The organism is Streptococcus sp. cx1 (genome assembly GCF_052384325.1).
GTDB lineage: Bacteria > Bacillota > Bacilli > Lactobacillales > Streptococcaceae > Streptococcus > Streptococcus salivarius_G.
The window spans coordinates 88,627-109,116 of record NZ_JBQSUN010000003.1; the positions used below are offsets into that span (position 1 = coordinate 88,627).

A 20,490-nucleotide genomic window follows, 5' to 3' on the forward strand; every position below is an offset into this window, starting at 1 on the left:
TCTAATTACAACTTATTAATGATGGATCAAATCATATATTCCAAATCATAACTAGCATCAGAAAGAATACGTGCCAAAAATTGTTGGGTACGTTTTTCTTTTGGTCTGTAAAAAATGTCTTTTGGACTCCCCTCTTCGATGACATGACCACCATCCATGAAAACGACATGATTAGCTACATCTCGTGCAAACCCCATTTCATGAGTCACAACTACCATTGTCGTTCCTTCATTAGCAAGTTGTTTCATGACATCCAGAACATCCCCAACTAGTTCTGGATCAAGGGCCGATGTTGGTTCATCTAACAAGATAACTTCTGGTTTGACTGCTATTGCTCTAGCTAAACCAATACGTTGTTGTTGTCCTCCTGAAAGTTGTGATGGGTAGTAATCTTTAAAATCCAGAAGACCAACTTTTTTAAGTGCTTCTTCAGCAATCTCTTGCGCTTCACTTTTGGGAACTTTCCTAGCAATCACTAAACCTTCCAAGATATTCTCAATGGCAGTCTTGTTTGCAAATAAATTGTAATGTTGAAATACAAAAGCTGTTTTCTTTCGGATATCTAAAATATCTTTCTTTGATAACTTTTCCAAAGAGTAGTCCTTACCCGAAATTGTTAATTGACCTCCATCAGCTTTCTCCAAATGATTAAGGCAACGTAAGAAAGTTGTTTTTCCTGAACCTGATGGTCCCAAGATGACAACCACATCTCCCTGTTTCACTTGTAGATTGACATCAACAAGAACCTGACGATCTCCAAATGTTTTTGATATATGTTTAGCTTCTAGCATAGTGACTCCCTCTATGTAAATTGCAATTTTCTTTCTCCAAAGTTAAAGAGAACTTGAATGATACCACAAATGATTAAATATAAAATGAAGATGACAAAATAAGATTCAAAATATTGATATCCATATGCTGCTTCGACTCGTGCAATTGCGGTAATATCTTTTATCGTCATAACAAAGACAAGTGACGTTCCTTTTACAATATTGATAACTAAGTTACACAAATTTGGAAGAGCGGCCTTAAGTGCCTGTGGAAAAACGATTCTCAGATAGGCTTGTCTTGTTGTTAAGCCTATGGCTTGTGCAGCTTCTAGTTGACCTTTATCAACAGTTAGTAATGCTGATCGAATGATTTCTGATAAGCTCCCTGTTGTCATCAAACTATAGATAATAAAAGCATAGTAAAGCGGATTAACTTTGAAGACATCTATGTGACTCCCAATACCTTTAAAAAACTGATTTAACAAACTAGGGAACAAACTATAAAAGAATAAAATTAAAAGAATTGGAGGTGTTGCACGAATAAACGCAAGATACACAATTGAAAAAGTCTTAACACCTCGTACCTTATAAATTTGACCCAAAGCGAGAAATAAAGCAGGTAGAAAACTCAATAGAATAGCCACAACCATGATTCCCAGTGTTACCGGAACACCATATAAAGCCTTGATAAAGGTATCTATAATAAAAGTAATATTCATTTTTTACCTCTCTTTTACACTCAATTGTTGCTCTGCTATCCTAGAAATCAACGATAGAATTAATGCTATTCCCCAATAAACAAAGGCAACAGCTGTATAAGTCTCCAAAGAATAATTTCCTAAATGGCGACTAATCAAAAGGTTCCCTTTGCCCATAACATCAATAAAACCAATCGTATAAGCCAAAGCTGCATCGCGCATAAGGTTAAGTATAGCTGTTGTAATATTTGGTAAAGCAACCTTAAATGCTTGAGGGGCGATAATTCTTACAAAGGTTTGTTCAGAAGTAAGCCCAATACTAAGCCCAGCTTCTAATTGTCCTTTAGGAATTGCTTGATAAGCCGCTTTAAACACTTCTGATATCATTGCTGAAAATAGGAGAACCATAGTCACAAGAACAAATATCAATTTGGACCAATCATTAATATCTAATCCTAACCACCAATTAAGAAATTCTGGAACTCCGTAAAATACTAAAAATAGCAACACAATCGGTGGGGTACAGCGTAAGATAAAAACATATCCCTTAGCCAAATTCTCTAAAGCTTTATCCTTAGAAAGGCTTGCCCAAGCAACTAATCCTCCTAATAACGACCCAAGTAAAGTCGTTAATAAGATAACCAATAATGTCATCGGTAAGCCCTTTATGATTTCAGGTAATGCTCCAAAAACTTTTGAAATGTCATAATTGACCATAATTTCTCCTAACTAAACTCACTTCAGAAGCTTATCAAAACATCCTACTTTACGACGTTACAATTACTTATTTGTCTACGTATGAGAAGACATCCTCACCAAAGTATTTTTTAGATAACTTTTCAAGTGTACCGTCTTCTTTTAGTTCCTTAATTGCCTTAGTATATTCTTTTGAAAACTCTTCATTCTTACTATTACGATGCAAAAGTGGATATGTTGGAATTCCTTTATAAGGGAACCAAGTCAATTTATCCGCATATTGATGATACGCACCATCTTTATCAGTTACAGCCTTTTCAAAAGATAATTTAATATCAAAGTAAGCATCATAACGATTTTCCAAAACCCATGCATAGGCATCTGAAACTTGGAAAGATTCCGCAGATGTCAACTCGATTGGTTGATTTTTATGCTCATCGTTGTAGTCTTTGATAACATTCCACTGAGCATTTTGTGGTGAAATTGGCACCAATCGACCATTTTGTTTTGCAAAATCAGAGATATTTTTATATTTATCTTTATCATCCTTACGAATGGTAAATCCAATAATACTTGCTCCAATTGGATCTTTCGGAATAATAAACTTTTTAGCACGTTCATCTGTGTACCACGCGCCCTTAGTACCAATGTCATATTTACCTGACTCTAAACCAATCAAAAGGTCATCATCACTTGTTCCAGTATATTCAAATTTGTACTGTGGAAGCTTTTTATCAATTTCCTTTAATACAGCTACCTCATAGCCATCAGAATTACCATCCTTATCAACGAAATCATAAGGAACATAGTTTTGAGTATGAGCAACCTTTAATGTTGTTACCTTTCCAGAGTCTGATTTTGCTTTTTTATCTCCTGCTAAGCTACGTCCAATAACTGTAGCCCCAATAAGTGCTACAACAACAGCTCCACCAATAATCCATGTCTTTTTACTCATATTAATCTCTCCTTTTTCTTACAAAATTGCTGCTTCACGTACCCATTCAATACGCTCATGGTTAATATCACTTGGAATCGTGCAATCAGCACCAATGATTAACCCATGAGTTCCAGTATCAGTAATAATCTCCCTAACCTTTTCTTGAATAGCTTTTTTAGTTCCAGTATATAGAAGACCATCTTTTCCATTTTCAAACCCACCAAGAACTGTACGACCTCCAAAAATGTTACGGCCTTTTGCCAAACTAATTCCCTCAGGACCAACCGCCCAATTAACTACCTGAGCAGGATAATCTTTAAAGAGTTCGATGTTATTGCGGGCCCCTTCGTAACCACAAATATGTAGGATATTGTGACCCTTGGCCTCATTGGCTGCATCTAAAACCTTTAATTCACTTGGAGCAATGATTTCCTTATAAATCTCAGCGCTAACACGATTATCTTGAATACTTTGAACACTTAGGTAAATACCATCAGCACCAGCTTCTTTAATCACTCTCTGACTAAGACTTGCAATGTCTTCTCCAATAACATCTAAAACATGCTTCAAAGCTTCACGGTTTTCCTCAATGTAATCTGCTATGGCATCATCACCACCCGAAACCTTTCCAACTAACCATTTAAAATAAGTAACCGGAGCGAAGATATTGTAAATTGCAACAATATCTTCGGGAAAATCAGCAATCAAACTTTTTACAAGTTCAACTTGAGCAGAAATCCAAGGATGATTTGCACCTAAAGGTTCAATTGTTTGCAAATCACTGATTGACTTAAAGTCTTTAAAAGCAGGCTGTGGATATGCAAAGAAACCATCACTCATCAATTTAACAAAATCAGGTTTGACTTCTTCTATAAATTTTTTATGACCAGCCTTATTTTTATCAATAATTTCTGGATTTTCAAAACCATGTAACCACTCTGCTTCAGTAGTAAAATGATGCCAAAATCCCACCGGGACACGATCAACACTTTCTCCACGAAATGCTTTCAAAACTAACTCTCTTTTTTCTGACATAAGAATCTCCTTTTCTCTTATCCTAATATCAACAGCTAATGAACATACCTAAAATACTTTCAACTCCTATTATCACTAGCTGCTTCAAAACTGAATGACATTATCTTATCAGAGATTATCACATCCGAAAAATAAAGAAATTTTATCCTGGGTTATAAATTTAATTTATGAGTGTAACATTCAAATCCCCTTTAAACCTTGTGTTATATACTCTAGAGCAATATATCTCCATTTAGTATCATCACAATTAGTAATAAGTAAACCTAAATCAAAGATAAAGAATTACTATCACCAACTTAATTTAGTCTCTATTCTTCCCGAATAACCCTTCTCTGACTAACTTTGATATAATAGTCTCAACTAAACCAAAGGAGGTTTCCTATGACAACCTTATACGATTTTACAGTTTCAGATCAAGCTGACCAGCCCGTATCCCTAAATGATTATAAGGGCAAGGTCGTCTTAATCGTCAATACAGCAACAGGTTGTGGTTTGACGCCACAGTATCAGGGCTTGCAGGAACTCTATGATAAATACAAAGAACAAGGATTCGATATTCTTGATTTTCCTTGTAATCAGTTTATGGGGCAGGCACCTGGTAGTGCTGAAGAAATCAATACCTTCTGCACCCTCAATTACCATACAACCTTCCCTCGGTTTGCCAAAATCAAGGTCAATGGTAAGGAAGCAGAACCACTTTTTGATTGGCTAAAACAAGAAAAATCTGGACCGCTTGGGGCTAGAATTGAATGGAACTTTGCTAAATTTTTGATTAACCGTGAAGGTCAAGTCGTCGAACGCTTTTCTTCCAAAACTGATCCACTAAAAATGGAAGATGCTATCAAGGCTCTTCTTAGTAACTAAAAACAAAAAACGAGAGTGAAACTAGAACGACAATCTTTGACTGTCGCTAGTTTTGCTCTCGTTTTCTGCGTTAAGAAAAATAGTATAGAAAGAAATTTTGCTTTATTTTAGAACAAAGCTGTCAATGCTGTAATTAAACCAAAGATAATACCTGGTGCATTGGCCGCAGCAAGGGGAAGGTCACGTTCTTTTTTAAAGAGACCATAGTAAACCCAAAGGCTACAGTTGACTGCAGCTACCAATGGTTGGATAAAGTTTCCTTTATGACCAGACAAATTGTCCATGATTTGTGGTACGTATGATACATACATCATAACTGACATGAAGGTTGCCACCCAACCAAGGGTTTTCATTTGTTTATCTGACATTCGAGACTCCTCTTTCATAAAATTCTTTTTGCCTTGTACATCTAGAAATATTTCAAGACATGTTTTAAAGCACTAAAATTAAAACAGTGTCTATCATACGCTTTAACAATAGAGAATGCAAGAATTTCGGGACAATGTTAAGAAGATGTAAACTATCACAAGATTGTGATAGTGCATTTAGTCTCTTATGTAGCGTTTTCATAGTAGAAAAAGACCTCGTGAAGAGGTCTAAAGTCAATGAATCTACTATTTTTTCTCATCAAAAAGCACTGATATTAAGGATTACTGTCATAAATTATTCTGCTAGAAGCACTTCTTTAATGGTTTGTTTTTGGAGTTTTCTGTTGGATAGATAAAAGAGGCTTTCGTAAACCACAGCAAAACCAAGCAAGGTCCAGAAGCACACATTCCCATCAAAGTGATGCTCAATCTTTTCAGGAACCGTATCTTTGATCACACCGATCAAAATTTCCATGATGCCATATTGGTAAACCGTCCCAAGAACAAATCCTAGATAAGCCCAAAAACGATAGGGAGCGAGAATATGACTTTGGCATTCACGATTGGTGTAGCCAAAAGCCTTCATCAAGGCCAAGGTTTCACGACTTTCTGAGACGACAATCCCCAATGACAAAAAGAGAATCGAGAAAGAAAGGATCAAGCCAATCATAATCATCATGGTTTGGATGATGTCATCTGTGTAATCCCTGAGGCCAAAGGACAATTGAACCATAGCCGCGAAACACATGGATCCAAAGACCACAAAGAACAAGATAGATTTTCTCCCCCAAATCAGTGACGAAGACAGCTCTTTTAAGAAAGATTTGTCTTTCTTGGAAGCCTTCTTTCTCCTTTGGACCTTGATCGGACTTGGGGACTTTTTCAATAAGCGAAGAGCCGGCGTTTGTAGTTGTCTTCTAGCATAGCCAATCGCAAGAACCATAAAGAAGCTCGTTGGCAGGATTACCAAAGCAAGCAAGAGCTGCCAATGAAAATGAATGGTAATTTCTGGCAAAATCCCCTTCTCATTACGGAAGTCGTAAAAATGTCCCATCATGAGAAATGAAGTGAAATAGCCAAGAAGCGCTCCAGCTCCAAAACTGAGTCCAAAGGCCCAAAATCGTTTCGCCAACTGGCCATTGCTGTAGCCCAAAGCCTTTAAAATTCCTAATTGTTCCCTGTGGTCATCAACAAATTGTTTGATATAAAAACACATGAGAAGGACCGACGTCAAGGACAAGACAACCCCACTGACCATGGCCACCATCCAGGAAAGCGAGACCTGGGCATCATAGTAGGTCTGCATCATGGGATTGGTTTTAGAAATCTCCAACTGCTCGATATCCAGGTAAAAATTCAAGAAGAGATTGGCCACAAAGACCGCACAAGCCCCAATGATACTAACGACAACTAATTTTCGAATATCTTTTACTGAAAACATGACTTACCATCCAATCTCAAAGGCAGTCTGAGGCTGATCATTGGTCACAACTTCGGTAATCTTGCCACTATTGACACGAATGATGGTTCTAGCCATATCCGCTATATTTTGGTTGTGCGTCACCATGATGAGGGTAAAGCCAAGCTTCTCCTTTAATTTCCAAATATAGTCGAGAATTTTTCGCCCTGTTTCTTCATCCAGGGCTCCCGTCGGCTCATCTAAGAAAAGAATCTCTGGCTTTTTGGCCAAGGCTCGGGCAATGGAGACTCTCTGCTGTTCCCCACCCGACAATTCACTCGGATATTTGTCCAGCTTATCGCCAAGCCCCAAATCCTCGATGATCTGCAAAAAATCATGATTGTCTGCCAGGTCAGCTCCCATCTTTACATTTTGTCTGACCGTTAGATTCGGCAATAGATAATACTGCTGGAAAATAAAGGCAATCTTCTCACGTCTAAAGGCTGTCAATTGAGCATCCGTGAGTTGTGATAAATCTTGTCCTTGAATGAGGATATGCCCCTCGTCTACCTTTTCTAATCCTGATAACACATTTAAGAGAGTTGATTTCCCCGATCCAGAAGGGCCAAGGATAACCACATCATCCTGGTCTTGAATCTGCAAATCAATCCCTTTTAAAACCTTAGTTTGGCCGTAACTTTTGTGCACATTTTCTAGTTGAATCATTTCTTTCCTACCATTTCTTTGATGAGAGATTGACAAACCTCTGTCAGTAATCCAATCACTTCTTCCATGCTGAACTGATAAATGCCAGAAGCAACCATAGAGGCCATCCCGTGTGAGTAGATAAATAAATGCTGGTACAAGCGACCAGCCTCCTCTAGAGTCAAAGGATAGTCTGCGACAATCGAATCCATAACCAATTGGTAACTATGATCCTTCATGGGAAGAAAATCTTGAAAGCGACGAATCGGATCTTTGCTAGGATTTTGGAAAAGCAACTGAAAGAGTTGGGGTTCTTTTGAGGCGAAAAGGATATAAGCAACCCCGACAGATCGGAAAGGTTTCTCATCTTCTAAGGCCTTGCGAATATACTCCACCACCACCATCTCCGCAGCACCAATAACCTCTGCTTGTAACTCAGCCATATTAGCAAATTGCCCAAAAATGACTCTTGGTGTGGCTCCCAGTTTCTCCGCTAATGCTCTTGCAGTTAAACTAGCCATTCCCTCTTCTCTCACCAATTGTAAAGCTGCCCCAATGATAGCCTCTTTACTAAATTTAACCTTGGGTGGCATAAGACTCCTTTCGCGCAACATACGTTGCGCAACACTTGTTGCATAAAAGATATCATAAAAAGGAAAGGCTTGTCAAGAAAAAACTGAAGACCACAAAACAAAAAACCAGACTACCGATTAGAGTGGAATCTGGTTTGATAACAAGATTCTAAGGTAAATCATTTCCTGCAGCCAGGTAGATTTGGTACCATTCCTTGCGGGTCAAAGTAACTGTTGCTGCTTTCCCTGCTTCAAGGACATGCTGGGGTTTGGTCGTGCCGATGACGGCCTGCATCTTACCTGGATAGCGAAGGACCCAAGCGAGGGCGATAGCTGTCGGTGTGACTTGATGTTTCTTAGCCAAGTCATTAAGGACGTGATTGAGGGCCGCAAACTCTTCTTTGCCGACAAAATTCCCCTTGAAATAGCCATGCTGGAGGACAGACCAGGCCTGAATCACCGTGTCGTTTAAGCGACAATACTCAAAGACACTACCATCTCGCACGGCTGCTTTTGGGCCTTCCATATTGACATGAAAACCAGCTTCAAAGCTCGGTGTAAAGGTGGCACTCAACTGCAACTGGTTGACTTTGAGAGGTTGTTTTACTGCCGTTTTGAGCAATTCCATCATCATAGGATTTTGATTGGACACCCCAAAATGACGGACCTTGCCAGCTTGCTCCAAGTGATTAAAGGCTTCTGCCACTTCTTCAGGTTCCATGAGGGCATCCGGTCGGTGAAGGAGAAGACTATCTAAGCGCTCGATCTGCAGGCGCTCAAGGATACCGTCGACAGAGTCCAAAATATAGTCCTTAGAAAAATCGAAATAGGTAAAGCCGTCTTTGCGAATTCCACACTTGGACTGGATCCACATCTGGTCCCGAAGATCCGGGCGACGTTTGAGGACCTTACCAAGGAGCTGTTCACACTGGCCATTGCCATAAATATCCGCCAAATCAAAGGTGTTGATTCCAATCGACAAGGCTGCCTCCACCAAGGCCTCGACCTCATATTCACTCAATTCGCTAATACGCATCATCCCAAGGACAATCGTTGACAAACGCTCATTTTCAGCAAAATCAATATACTTCATCTCTGCCTCCTTTTCTGTATCTCTATTGTAGTGAAAAGGGTTTCAAAAATCAATTGTGAAATAAAAGACCCTCAGTTTCAACTGAGGGCTTAGATGATTTACGATAGCTAGGTCACCTTTGATAGTCTCTCAGAATACCTAAGATTCAAGACTGATAACACACCCATTGATTGTATATAAAGAAATGGAAGATAAGATTTTCAATAAGAAGAGCTCTCTATCACTTCCAAAAGCTTTTTACAGATTTATAACATGGATGACACCTTTATTCCTTATAATAACGTTTGGTAATCTTGTATTGTGAAATAAGGATATAAATATAGATGATGGATACAACACTCAAAGCCAAGAGGATATCCGTCTGGAAGGCAATCCCAATGATTAAAATTCCAATTAGCATGATTGGCAAGATATAATTGCTTAACTTAACCACCACTTCGAAATTTTCTTCGTAGCTTATCTGTTTTTCTGCCTCATCCATCATACTCATCAAAAATTCACGCACTTCCTTGGCATTGGCATTGCGAGGAATTGGTTTTCCATAAATCAGATCAAAGGTCTTACGATAGAAGATACCCACTAGGAAAAATAGGACAATCAAGGCAAGAAAAAGATAGAGCATGGTAAAAGGTCCAAAGATAAAAGACAAGCTTCCTGTTCCAGGTCTATCCATAGACATCAATTGACTATAAAATATGATGACTAAAAAGTATGGTAAGATCAAGATTCCTTTAAAAATGGTTGCTAAACCATAAAGTTTTTTCTTTTGAACGTCATAGTGATATGCCTCATCTTCATCTTCTATTTGAAGCATCTTTTGATGGACTTTTCTTCCCCACATCAGTAAGCCCATCGTAATCATAAACACAATCAGGAATAAAACTACAGATCCCAAATAGAGTACTTCTTTACTAAAGAGAGATTGAATTTCAATTGGCTTTTCTGATCCGAACATCCCTGTCAAAACTCCAAGACCTCCTCCGATTAAGCAGGAAACTGTGATGATTCCGACATTTCTCCAAAAACGGTAACGTGGAGATCTTTTTTGTGGTTGCTTTTTCATAATCATTCCTCTTCCTCTACTAGACTAAAAACATTTTCCACAGGCTCTTTGAAAACCTGGGCGATGGTGATGGCAATAATAACCGAAGGAGTATATTCCCCCCGTTCCAAGAGACTGATGGACTGACGCGAGACCCCTGCCAGCTTAGCTAGCTCAGATTGGTTGAGCCCATCACGCGCCCTCAACTCTTTCAGACGATTTTTTAATCTCATGATGACTACCTCAATTGTTGAATTAATTCAACATCTTCAATACGAACTAATTTTGTCACCCTATGTTGTTTAATGCCCTCATGGCTTAATTTAACCCAATCTTCATCAAAATCAACAATTTCCCAATTACTTCCAAAACCATTTAGTCTAATACTGACCGTTTGCCCTTTCAATTCTTCTAAAAGTCTAGACATTTCTTTATTTCCTTTCAATTGTTTTTCCAACCTTTTGATACGTTTGTTCAATCTTTTTATCTTCTTCTCTGAGCCCGTATAAATCAGAAATAGAAGTGGAATAAAAGATAGCCAAATAAATTCCATCGTAATTTCTCTCCTTCCTTCGTCTAAAACTATTGTAACGCTTCTTTTTATTTTTGACAAGCATCTTTGTCAAAAATAAAAAGAACATTGTCAAAATTGTTGGAAAGAAGATATTAGTAGCTCACCTTTTCAAACCTTTTAATATATCTCTCCTTCGATAAACGACTTGGAAAAATTGATGTGCAAGATACCGTTAAGAAAGCACCCAAAATCAAATAATTTCAGATAATCAGAAGTTTGGAGAACTGTCTTAACCTAAGCCTAAAAATTAAAAATCGAGGACTCAAACTTTACTCATGGAACTTCGGAGAAGATCGCTGACATTTGCTATCACCTAAGGAAAGTTTCAAAATTCAAGCTATACCTTTTCTTGGGCATTACTGGTTTTGAAATAGAAAAACTAGCAAGAATCTTCAATCCTGCTAGTCATTTGTCTTATCATTATGATTTTGTTCAGTCAGTACATAACCGACTGACTAAGTTAAGGTGATTATTTGTCGCCAAAAACTTTGAAACGGCCTTCTGTTTGGATGTCCTTATCTCCTGCTGGTGCGACGATTTGACCAAATGGTGCTTGGGCACGGAGCTTCCAGTTCGCTGGGATATCATATTTTTCAGCCAATTGGACATCAACAAGTGGGTTATAGTGTTGCACGTTCATGCCGATATTCTTCTCAGCCAAAGCCAACCATGTTGCATAAAGAGCGATTCCGTGACCTTGTTCTGACCAAATTGGGAAGTTATCTGCATAAAGTGGGAATTGCTCTTGAAGGCCTTTCACCACATCTTGATCTTCATAGAAGAGGATTGTTCCCTTAGCTTGGGCAAAACCTTTCAAACGTTCTTTTGTTCCCTCGAAGGCTTCTGCAGGTGTCACTTTTTCAAGCTCAGAGTAAGCAATCTCATTCCAGAAGGCATCTGATTCTTCATCTAGCAAGATCACCACACGTGATGTTTGTGAGTTGAAAGCTGTTGGTGTGTTAAGGACAGCTCCTTGAATAGTATCAATCAATTCTTGATTTGAAAGTTCCACATCTTTTCCCAATGCATAGATAGAACGGCGTTTTGTTTGTAAATCTGTAAAGTTTGTCATCGTTATTTCCTCTTTATTTGTGATATATGTTAAATGTTAAGTTTATTTGTAATAACTTTGATTACAATAACCATTATAGACCTTTCAAATGTAATGTCAATAGTTACGACTCAAAAAATCACTAATTATTAATTTTTTCACTCGTGTCAAAATACCATCATTATCCTCGAAGATTAACGCATTAGAAGATAACCATTTGACCTCTGCTCCACGATTCTTAGCACGTTCTGCTATGGTAATCAAATCTTCTTTGTCTTCTACTTCAAGGACGTAGTAGGCAAGACCAATCATCCCTTTTTCACGTTTGGCTAAGTTTTTGCCACCCCATTCATTGACAGCCAAGTGGTGATGGTAATCACCTGAAGCAATCCAACTAGCACTTGGAATGGTATACTTATCTGCCAGCTCCAAAACATCCTGATAGAAAGCCGTTGCTAGCTGACTATCTTTGACCGATAAATGAATATGCCCCATACGAGTATCCTTAGCTATCACAAATGGCTCAACCTTGCGTCCCATCTCGTAAATTTCTTGAGCTGATAGTTCTTCTGTTACACCAACGATGCGACCATCCTCACGAATATCCCATTCAGCAACAGGCTTGTCTCTATAGAGCTCAATACCATTGCCTTCAAGGTCTTCCAAATAAAGGGCTTCACTATAACCGTGGTCAGCTGCACCGACAAATGGATAATCTAGCTCAGCAATATGTTTGAAAACATCTGCCAAATCCTCGCGAGATGGCAACAAAATTGCCATATGGTAGAGACCATAACTGGACTTGACCGCTTCCTCACGATTGGTTTCAATCAAGTGAACTAGCGGCTTGTTTCCAGCACCCAAAACAACTTCTGTTGCAGTTTGAGATAGGATTTCAAGTCCTATAACCTGTGTATAAAAGGCTGTCTGACGTGCCAAGTCATTCACATTGAGTACCGCTTCTGCGAGGTAAATCTTACTATTGTAGTCGTATGTCATATGTTTTTCTCCTTTGTTGTAATTATATGAATTACATTATAATTTTTTCTATTGTCACGTCAATCATTACAACTTGGAAATTAAAAAAGAAACCGAAAAACTTTCGATTTCTTATAGTTTAAAATCTAAAAATCAAGCTCCAGCTTCTTTCCAGTTGGCCTTAGCATCCTTTAAAATACCAGCCAAAGTTTTCTTTTCGAGTTCTTTTTCCATTGCCATTTGAACGTCTTCTAGGCTCTGATCCAAAATCCCATGGATATTACGTCCTACTGGACACGCTGGATTAGGATTGTCATGAAAACTAAAGAGTTTGCCACTTGGACCGATGCTATCCACCGCACGATAAACCTGCAAAAGGTTAATCTCCTCTGGTGCCTTGGCTAATGTGGCTCCTCCACTTCCCCTTTGAACTGAAATCAAGTCTGCTTTCTTCAGTTGCGACAAGGTTTTGCGGATAATAACTGGATTAACCCCCACACTACCTGCCATTAAATCACTGGTTAGCTTAGTTTCATTTCCCTTATTTTGTGCTATAAGGGTCAAAATATGAACAGCAATGGTAAAGCGACTTGGTATTTGCATATCAGAACCTCTCATTCATCTTTTTCTTTTCAATCAATTATAACAAAACCAACGTTGTAAAACAAGGAGTTACAACAACTTAAAGAGTTAGTCTTACACAAAAAATAGAGCCATCGTAGACTCTATTCTTTTGTATTTGATAATAACTAACTAGACTAATAATACATAGTATTCTAGCCTATTGAGGTTCTAGATTGGTCTTTTGCTTCTTACGAACACCTTGTCCTTCGATATGTTGTTTGATTAGTTCCACTACTTCATCATTGGTTGGTAAATCCGAGTGTTGGGCATCTTCACCTGTAACAGTGATTTCAGTATAACTTTTTGCCTGATTCTGATAGATATATTTCCCAGCGGACACACTAGCATCGGGAACCAATTCGTCCGAATCATAGGTGATGGTTCCCGCTACCGAATAGACATGTAGAGTAGCCGGAATATTCTCCTTAGCAGCTATAAAGTCTGCTAGCATGACCGATTTATTTTTAATATTGGTTTCAGTGAAATTATAGGGCGTTCCGATAGTCATCAAAGAATTTATCTTGACATCGTAGTCGCTAAGATAATTTTCAATAAAAGCTGTATAAATCAAGCCACCATTTGAATGCCCCAACCCTTTAAAATTATTGAAATTGTATTTATTCTGCAAGGCTTCAAATGCCTGATTCATCATCTTGGTTTGTTTCTTGATATTGTTATAGCCATCTTTGTTATTCTCAAATCCAATAACAATGACTGGCTCGTTATCCTTATCCTTGATTTTACCCTCAAAGGTGATACGCCCATTGTTCCAAACCTTAACCTTGAGGAGGCTATGCTTAACACCAGGACGGTCTTGATTGAGCTTACGCACCAGGCCATCAAATCTATTTTCTGTAGCGGAGCTCCCTGGAATCATGATAATAGGAGACAATTTTGAATTATAGAAAGTCTCGATTTCCTTGACATTTTTCCTGGTCCAACTATAAGACGGAACTGCCAAACCAATGAGAAAGACAGCGACAAGGATAAAGACCAACTTCGTTTTTTTACTGAACTTCATTGCTCTCTCCTTCCTCTTTTAAACCGTGTTGCACCTTATTAGACAGATGAACAAAGGGAATAAAGATAGCAACATCAACCGCAAAACAGAGCAGGCTAACAGCAAGTGCCCGCAGACTACCACCAGTTCCAATAAAGGCGTAAAGAAGACTTGGTGTACCATCTGGAACTGGATAAACCGCAGCTGGCATAAGATGGATAGCCAAGGCCACCGCAGCAATGCCCATATTGATCATAGGTGCCAGTAGGAAAGGAAGCAGATAAACTAAATTAAGCAAGACTGGTATCCCCACCATAAATGGAGCCCCATTGTTAAAGAGACTAGGAAAGACACTTAGAAGACTCACCTTCTTATCCTTATAACTGGTTGATGCTAAAAGCAGAGCAACCAAGAGGGCTAGCCCTGAGCCAATGCCAGCAACCAAGCCATAACTATGATAAAGATTTGTTAGTGTGTAAAGGTGAGGAAGCCCAGTCGTCGTATGATGGGAAACAGCATAGGTCAAATTTTCCAAGGCAAAACTATCCTCGGCAATTGAATTTAGGGCAAAAGCCTGACTATTTCCAATCCAAGCAGAAAAAGTGTTCAAAAGTCCCATCATAAAGGTTGAGAACAGGTGATTATCAGTTACAGTAAAGGTAGAGGTAACCTGCCTAATCGTCAGAAAAACATTATCTTGCTCTCCAATCACAAAGAGAATGTTAAGTCCAATAGCTAAAATGAGTGACAAAAAAATGGGACGGACGGTCTTTGGTTGATAAATATAGTCCTTGTCCACAATCTGATCATCACTAGCTCTTGAAAAGCGAAAAATCTGGCCAACCAGATAGCCCACAAAGATAGCCAACATAATGTTGATTGAAGCCGGTAAATTGATGCGAGTCAAAACACCATCGTTTAGCGGTGACAGCAACAGCTCCTGCGATCCTATAATTAAGCTAACCAAAAGGGATGTCACACCAGCTGTACCAGTACTTCTACCATAGTGACCAGCTGTGTATTTTCCTGCAAAGTAGGTTGATAAGGGCCCGGCTAAGCCACCAAGAAAGTTGGAAAGATTAATGAGCACCTGCCCAGTTATCTTAAAGGCTGGTAACCAGTCAGAAACTGAAAACAATTGGTTAATATAACCAAGCTCCGAAAAGACAGATAGTGAAATCACCCGAATAATTCCTGAAAATAGGAAAAAGGGAAAGAGCGAAACCAAGGTTTTCTGCGTAATTTGGACGAAGCCTCGCTCACGAAACCAGAGAAACCTCTGGACCAAATAGTTTGTCATAAAAGACTCCTAGTAAAAGGCTAAATAAACTTTACATTCAACGTTTTTCTTCATTATAGCACAAAGGAAAAGGACTTACCTTAATCATGGGTTAAAGCAACTACCTAATCTTACTAAAAACACTTAGCTATCTTTTAATACAAAAACCATAAGTCTCCACTCCGAGACCTATGGTCGATTATTTATTAAGCAAAAGTTGTCACATCAGAGGCGTCCAAACGAACAGACTCAAAGCCCTCTTCATTGGCTTTCCCAAGAGCAATGAGCAAAACTGGCACATGACGGTCTTCATCAAGGCAAAATGCTTTGGCAAGGCCATCTTTTTTATAGCCACCGATGGCGTTGGTATCATAGCCATAAGAACGTGCAACCAACATCAACTGCATAGCAGCAAGGCTAGCATCGATGTGGACAATTTCATTCATCATTTCGCGAGGAGCATTTTCATACATTGGTACAATGCTTGACAGTTGTTTTTCTTTGACTTCTTCAGGCATTTTTCCTTGAGCAACAGCCTTACCGTAGATATCTTCAGCTCTTTCTTGGCTCTTCAAATCGGCAAAAATAAGGACCATGGCTGATGATGTTTCATTTTGCACACCATTGTAGCTGACGAACGGTGTCAATTTTTCCTTGCCCTCTTCGCTATCAACGACGACAAAACGCCAAGGTTGCATGTTGACTGATGATGGTGCTGTAACAGTCTTATCTAGGATTTCCAACAATTCTTCTCGTGGAATCTTGACAGAAGTATCAAAGTTACGAATGGAACGACGGTTATATACAATATCTGAAAAATCATTATTTATTACAGGCATCTTAATTCTCCTTTATTCAGGGTTAAAAAAAATTAATATAACCAAGATTATAACACAAGACAATTGTTATCAAAAATATTTGCTACAGACGACTAAAGATTAGTTTCCTTGAGTCCCAGACGTTTCACTTCAGATGAATAGTAAACCATAATCGTAATCAAGCTAATAGTGATTAGCCAGATTGACTTAATACAAATGAAGTGCATCAGAAGAGCTGAGACGATAGCGCCAACGACAAAGCTCCCTACGATAAAGCTATAATTGACAGCCTGACGACGATATTCTTTCTGATCACCGCTTCCCTGAATGGCATAATAGAGGGCCGTTAACATCCTTCGATAATTTCCTGAGGTCATAAAAATTACGAAAGGATGATTCTCAATCTGACTGCCAGTAAAGGTCTTCATCATGATACCTGCAGAAAAAGCGATAATTGGGAGCTCAATCAAGGCATTTGAAGGTAGGAAAGGCAGGATGGCTGTCATCACACAAAGTGGAAGCAGACCATAAACTCGCCAATAGGCATTCTTACGTTTGTCTTTAAACCACATGCCAAAAAGAAAACCTAAAGAAAAGAATAAAATCGAAAAGCAACGCAACAAGTTATTGTACATACTACTGTTTCGCCAGTCAGCGACCAACCAAAGGATATTCCCAGTCTGTGTAGCAACCAAACTATGGTAGTACATATGACAAAAGACATCCAAAGCCCCTCCTGAGAAACTTAGCAAATTTGCCATCAGACGTGTATTTTGAGGAAGAAGGTTCCGAGATTCCATAGCATAACTTCCCTTCTAATAGTGATTGATAGGATAGCCTTATTATAGCAAATTCGAGCATATACAGTATAAAAAAACAACCCTCACGAGTTGCTTCTATCCTATTAAAAATTAACTGTGTCAGGGTCATCCTGAGTCTTGATGCTAATAGATATCACGTCTATGACCGACTTCGAGGGCAAGTATGATGAGTTCATTATCCTGAATATTGACAATAACACGATAGGCACCAATACGATAGCGCCATTGTCCAGTTCGATTGGCAACCAAGGCCTTACCCTTAGCTCTTGGATTATCTGTGACACGATTGAGATAAGCCTTAATTTGTTTTCTGCCAAAAGGATCCAAATTTTTAAAACTTTTGGCAAATTTAGGGGTTGGTACCATCTTATAGGTCATCCCAATTTAGCACCTCCCCACCGTTTTCAAGATAGTCTTCATATTCTTCTAATGCCAAATCGGCTACTCTAGCATCGTATTCATCCTCAATGGCGTCTAAAGTCTTGGTACGAATTAATTCTGACAAAGATACGCCTTCAAATTTCGCAATTGCCTGCATGAACTTCTTATCTGCTTCTGAAACCTTCAATGTAATTGTTGTCATATCCTTAACCTCGTTCTCTTTTGTAACACCATTGTATTACCTCTCCTCCTTCTTGTCAATTTTGATAATAGGTTCATACTCTTATTCGTAAAACAATAAAAAAACAACCCTCACGAGTTGCTTCTATTCTATTAAAAATTAACGGTGTCAGGATTATCCTGAGTCTTGATGCCTTGAATCTTATCCAAGACTGCCATATCTTCCTCCGACAAATCAAAGTCAAAGATATCCAAGTTGGCTTCGATATTTTTTGGTGTCACTGACTTAGGTAGTGGCAAGAAACCTTTTTGAAGGCTCCAACGTAGGGCAACTTGAGCAACAGATTTTCCGTTACGTTCAGCCACTACTTCAACCTCTTCATTTCCAAAAATGCTACCAGTACCTAGTGGACTGTAGGCTTCAAGAAGAATGTCACGTTCTTGACAATAGGCAACCAAGTCTTCTTGGGCACAACCTGGAGCCAAGAGAATTTGGTTGACATGTGGCACAATTTCAGCCGTTTCAAGGAGAGCTTCGAGGTGATGTTGCATAAAGTTAGACACCCCAATAGCACGAACCTTACCATCTTTGTAGGCTTCTTCCATTGCCTTCCAAGCGCCTGCGTTGCCAGCCTTCCAAGCATCATTCTCACGAAGAGCTTTAGGATTTGGCCAGTGGATGAGCAAAAGATCCAAATAATCCACACCTAATCTTTCAAGTGACTCGTCGATAGAGGCTTTAGCCAATTCGTAATCGTGCTTGTCATTCCAAAGTTTTGTTGTTAGGAAAATATCCTCACGCGCCACATCGCTATCAGCAATCGCCTTACCTACAGAAACCTCGTTACCGTAGATTTGCGCTGTATCAATATGTGTGTAACCCGCCTTTAGTGCGAAACTAACGCTGTTATAAGCTTCTTCCCCTTCTGGAATCTGCCAAGTCCCAAAACCGATTTTAGGAATCGTAACGCCATTTGAAAGTGTATATGTTTCCATCCTGTTCTCCTTTTCAAGTTGTAACAGAATTATCTTAAAGAATATAAGATAAAATTGCAAAGATTTGCTACGGCTTGTTTGATGAATAGTTCCTTACTTCTTTTTCCGCTTCTTTTTATAGACAACACCATTTTCTTTAAGGATTTTCATGCTCACCTTTCCAACTCCTCTAATCGCTGCTACTTCCTCTTCCGTTTTCTTTTTAAAATCTTTAAAATCTATTAAGCCATGTTGACGAAGTATACGCTCCACACTTATTGAAAGACCTTGGAGGGCTTTGCTTTGTTCTATACTTTTTTCCAATTCTCTAATTAGTTTGTGCAATTCTGGATTTTTCTTTTTCGCAACATGTCTTTGTGGACGTTTTACACGATATTTTTCGATTAACCAAGTAAAATAATATTCTGACTGGGACAGATCAACGACTTGATTAAAAACCATCAAAAGACTTTTCATACTATTGGCTTCAAATAAGATAGGGTTGACTTTAAGCGTTTCGGCAACTAGACGCTCGTCATCACCTTGTTCAATCATTTTTAAATAATTTTCGAACTCTGGATTTTTTGCATAGAGAAAATCAAAATAGAAATCCGCATCCTCAATATGTCCCGTCATTAGAGAGACCGTCATCATTGGTACTATCATCAAATCTTCTTCGTGATATTCCATTTGCTCACATTCGAAAAAGTTTTTAGCCTTATCATAGTCCTCCAGATTACAATAGGTAGCCATCAATTCGTAACGGACTCCCATGTGATCCTGAACATCTATCTCTAGAATCTCTTCAAATTCCTTAATAGCAAACCGCTTCATACTGTTGCTTAAATAAAATTTAGCAAGATTATACTTCAAAGACAAATAAGGACGCTCGTCAAGATTAGCCCAGCCCATTTTTGGACCTTGATCCCACTTGGACCTTTGCTCTTTTTCTAAAGCAATTAGGCCTTTTAGATGTTCAAGTGGACTTTGAAAAGTTAAGAGCATCTGCTTAGCATCAAGATTTTCAGGATCTAGTTTTAAAGCTTCTGTCAAAAATTCCTGACTTCTCGAAGGATCTTCCTCGTGATAATGATAAGCCTCTTCAATGAGTTTCCAAGCTCTCTCCTGCTTTGAATCAGGGGAAGTGATCTCATCAAAAAGCCCTTGGTTGTATTGTCTTGCAAAATCTTCAAGAGCCATGTCCACACTGAGATACTCTGTAATATGTTCTTCTAAGAATGCTTCTGCTTTTTTTGTGAAGTCTTCAAAAGATGATGTCATCAATCTTCTCCAATCTATGTTTATTTCTCTATCTACTATTGTATACGTTTTCATAGAACATTACTATATTCTAAGTGAAATCAACAACCTCTTAAATTTTTATTGACAAAAATAGTCGCCAATCACAATACAGATAAGAATCCATAGAGTCTTATTTTGGGACATCTAAACTCAAAGTTGTATACTTATATTAGATAGAGTGCCATTGGACGATTAACGTCAAGGCATAATCTTCAAGTTTCATTTAAAGCTACAAAAAATCATTAACGCCTTGGGAGTGGTTTAGTCCCTTCTCTATATCAATAACTTTAACTCACTTTTTCATAATTTTACTTGACCACTCCCATTT

Annotated in this window: 25 protein-coding genes; 1 reads left to right on the plus strand and 24 read right to left on the minus strand. The window is 38.6% G+C overall.

What is annotated here, in order from left to right; genetic code table 11:
• Window positions 1-26: 26 nt before the first annotated feature.
• The 5 genes from ACT170_RS05555 to ACT170_RS05575 all read right to left on the minus strand — a co-directional run bounded on the left by ACT170_RS05555 (window position 27) and on the right by ACT170_RS05575 (window position 4,136).
• Window positions 27-791 (minus strand): amino acid ABC transporter ATP-binding protein, encoded by a 765-nt coding sequence (locus tag ACT170_RS05555; RefSeq protein ID WP_049546143.1) that lies wholly within the window; start codon window positions 789-791, stop codon window positions 27-29.
• Window positions 792-802: 11 nt separating this feature from the next.
• Window positions 803-1,489, minus strand: a complete 687-nt coding sequence (locus tag ACT170_RS05560) for an amino acid ABC transporter permease (protein ID WP_004182287.1) — start codon at window positions 1,487-1,489, stop codon at window positions 803-805.
• A 3-nt stretch (window positions 1,490-1,492) separates the two neighbouring features.
• Window positions 1,493-2,185 carry an amino acid ABC transporter permease gene (locus ACT170_RS05565; RefSeq protein ID WP_021143940.1) on the minus strand — a complete coding sequence of 231 codons (693 nt, stop codon included), beginning with the start codon at window positions 2,183-2,185 and terminating at the stop codon, window positions 1,493-1,495.
• A 67-nt stretch (window positions 2,186-2,252) separates the two neighbouring features.
• Window positions 2,253-3,119, minus strand: coding sequence for a transporter substrate-binding domain-containing protein (locus ACT170_RS05570; protein WP_444818082.1), 867 nt, complete (start codon window positions 3,117-3,119; stop codon window positions 2,253-2,255).
• Between the two features lie 18 nt (window positions 3,120-3,137).
• A complete protein-coding gene (locus tag ACT170_RS05575; protein ID WP_049546144.1) occupies window positions 3,138-4,136 on the minus strand; it encodes a uroporphyrinogen decarboxylase family protein in 999 nt (332 codons plus the stop codon).
• A gap of 381 nt (window positions 4,137-4,517) precedes the next feature.
• Between ACT170_RS05575 and ACT170_RS05580 the strand changes: the two genes are divergently transcribed.
• Window positions 4,518-5,000: a glutathione peroxidase gene (locus ACT170_RS05580; RefSeq protein ID WP_049546145.1), complete on the plus strand. Its 483-nt coding sequence runs from the start codon at window positions 4,518-4,520 to the stop codon at window positions 4,998-5,000.
• Between the two features lie 107 nt (window positions 5,001-5,107).
• Here the strand turns inward: ACT170_RS05580 and ACT170_RS05585 are convergent, their stop codons facing one another.
• The 19 genes from ACT170_RS05585 to ACT170_RS05675 form a co-directional block, all read right to left on the minus strand.
• Window positions 5,108-5,368: a SemiSWEET family transporter gene (locus ACT170_RS05585; RefSeq protein ID WP_002885327.1), complete on the minus strand. Its 261-nt coding sequence runs from the start codon at window positions 5,366-5,368 to the stop codon at window positions 5,108-5,110.
• Window positions 5,369-5,663: 295 nt separating this feature from the next.
• Entirely contained in the window at window positions 5,664-6,809 is a 1,146-nt protein-coding gene (locus ACT170_RS05590; RefSeq protein WP_175061870.1) for an FtsX-like permease family protein, read from the minus strand.
• A 3-nt stretch (window positions 6,810-6,812) separates the two neighbouring features.
• Entirely contained in the window at window positions 6,813-7,493 is a 681-nt protein-coding gene (locus ACT170_RS05595) for an ABC transporter ATP-binding protein (RefSeq protein WP_070438122.1), read from the minus strand.
• A complete protein-coding gene (locus tag ACT170_RS05600; protein ID WP_004182280.1) occupies window positions 7,490-8,065 on the minus strand; it encodes a TetR/AcrR family transcriptional regulator in 576 nt (191 codons plus the stop codon). Before ACT170_RS05600 ends, ACT170_RS05595 begins: the two co-directional genes overlap by 4 nt.
• A 148-nt stretch (window positions 8,066-8,213) precedes the next feature.
• A complete protein-coding gene (locus ACT170_RS05605) occupies window positions 8,214-9,137 on the minus strand; it encodes an aldo/keto reductase (protein ID WP_004182279.1) in 924 nt (307 codons plus the stop codon).
• A 265-nt stretch (window positions 9,138-9,402) separates the two neighbouring features.
• On the minus strand, window positions 9,403-10,206 hold the full coding sequence (locus tag ACT170_RS05610) for a DUF3169 family protein (protein WP_004182278.1): 804 nt from the start codon (window positions 10,204-10,206) through the stop codon (window positions 9,403-9,405).
• The gene (locus ACT170_RS05615; RefSeq protein ID WP_002885361.1) at window positions 10,203-10,412 is read right to left on the minus strand and encodes a helix-turn-helix transcriptional regulator; all 210 of its coding nucleotides are present in this window, start codon (window positions 10,410-10,412) and stop codon (window positions 10,203-10,205) included. Before ACT170_RS05615 ends, ACT170_RS05610 begins: the two co-directional genes overlap by 4 nt.
• 5 nt (window positions 10,413-10,417) lie before the next feature.
• The gene (locus ACT170_RS05620) at window positions 10,418-10,732 is read right to left on the minus strand and encodes a FlxA-like family protein (RefSeq protein WP_004182277.1); all 315 of its coding nucleotides are present in this window, start codon (window positions 10,730-10,732) and stop codon (window positions 10,418-10,420) included.
• 490 nt (window positions 10,733-11,222) lie between these two features.
• Window positions 11,223-11,825, minus strand: a complete 603-nt coding sequence (locus tag ACT170_RS05625; protein WP_004182276.1) for a nitroreductase family protein — start codon at window positions 11,823-11,825, stop codon at window positions 11,223-11,225.
• 96 nt (window positions 11,826-11,921) lie between these two features.
• Window positions 11,922-12,803 carry a VOC family protein gene (locus tag ACT170_RS05630; RefSeq protein ID WP_080611926.1) on the minus strand — a complete coding sequence of 294 codons (882 nt, stop codon included), beginning with the start codon at window positions 12,801-12,803 and terminating at the stop codon, window positions 11,922-11,924.
• Between the two features lie 132 nt (window positions 12,804-12,935).
• Window positions 12,936-13,385 (minus strand): Rrf2 family transcriptional regulator, encoded by a 450-nt coding sequence (locus ACT170_RS05635; protein ID WP_049553619.1) that lies wholly within the window; start codon window positions 13,383-13,385, stop codon window positions 12,936-12,938.
• Between the two features lie 178 nt (window positions 13,386-13,563).
• Window positions 13,564-14,427, minus strand: coding sequence for an alpha/beta hydrolase (locus ACT170_RS05640; protein WP_070438109.1), 864 nt, complete (start codon window positions 14,425-14,427; stop codon window positions 13,564-13,566).
• The gene (locus tag ACT170_RS05645; protein WP_073687034.1) at window positions 14,414-15,706 is read right to left on the minus strand and encodes a PTS sugar transporter subunit IIC; all 1,293 of its coding nucleotides are present in this window, start codon (window positions 15,704-15,706) and stop codon (window positions 14,414-14,416) included. Before ACT170_RS05645 ends, ACT170_RS05640 begins: the two co-directional genes overlap by 14 nt.
• 185 nt (window positions 15,707-15,891) lie before the next feature.
• Complete coding sequence (locus ACT170_RS05650; protein WP_227072029.1) at window positions 15,892-16,524, minus strand: nitroreductase family protein; 633 nt, start codon at window positions 16,522-16,524, stop codon at window positions 15,892-15,894.
• 92 nt (window positions 16,525-16,616) lie between these two features.
• Window positions 16,617-17,303, minus strand: coding sequence for a YoaK family protein (locus ACT170_RS05655; RefSeq protein WP_444818081.1), 687 nt, complete (start codon window positions 17,301-17,303; stop codon window positions 16,617-16,619).
• 144 nt (window positions 17,304-17,447) lie between these two features.
• On the minus strand, window positions 17,448-17,702 hold the full coding sequence (locus tag ACT170_RS05660; protein WP_444818080.1) for a type II toxin-antitoxin system RelE family toxin: 255 nt from the start codon (window positions 17,700-17,702) through the stop codon (window positions 17,448-17,450).
• Window positions 17,692-17,907 (minus strand): type II toxin-antitoxin system RelB family antitoxin, encoded by a 216-nt coding sequence (gene relB, locus ACT170_RS05665; RefSeq protein WP_048675307.1) that lies wholly within the window; start codon window positions 17,905-17,907, stop codon window positions 17,692-17,694. The genes ACT170_RS05660 and relB overlap by 11 nt, the downstream gene beginning before the upstream one ends.
• A 131-nt stretch (window positions 17,908-18,038) precedes the next feature.
• The gene (locus ACT170_RS05670; protein ID WP_048675304.1) at window positions 18,039-18,881 is read right to left on the minus strand and encodes an aldo/keto reductase; all 843 of its coding nucleotides are present in this window, start codon (window positions 18,879-18,881) and stop codon (window positions 18,039-18,041) included.
• Window positions 18,882-18,974: 93 nt separating this feature from the next.
• On the minus strand, window positions 18,975-20,195 hold the full coding sequence (locus ACT170_RS05675) for a hypothetical protein (protein WP_225745243.1): 1,221 nt from the start codon (window positions 20,193-20,195) through the stop codon (window positions 18,975-18,977).
• Window positions 20,196-20,490 lie beyond the last annotated feature (295 nt).